The following is a 312-nucleotide window of genomic DNA, read 5'->3' on the forward strand; positions in this document are numbered from 1 at the left end:
CAGTTGTTCCGGTAGTCCGTTCAGATCGTTGTGGTAGTAGCGGATTTTTTGCAGCGGGCCGCTGCCGTCGACGCGGGCCAGGGGTTGGTAGCCGTCGTCTTCGTAGAGGTAGAGGCTGGTCTGGCTGTGTTTGTGTTCCTGCAGCAGGCGCAGACCGTCCCAAGTGAAGCGGGTTTCGCCGAGGGGATAACCGTCGCTACCGTGTTGGGTTTTTTCGATGCGGCGACCCAGCGGGTCGTAGGTCATTTTGACCACGCTGCCGTTGTCGTTGCGCACTTCGATCAGGCGGCTTTCGGCGTCGTAGGCGAAGCG

Annotated in this window: 1 protein-coding gene; it reads right to left on the reverse strand. The window is 60.6% G+C overall.

Annotation, left to right across the window (positions count from 1 at the left end; translation table 11 throughout):
• Nucleotides 1-312: RHS repeat domain-containing protein (locus AC6CIA_RS26485; protein WP_498316120.1), on the reverse strand; the 312-nt coding region annotated here is incomplete at both ends.

It is taken from the genome of Pseudomonas sp. GQ91 (assembly GCF_059758795.1).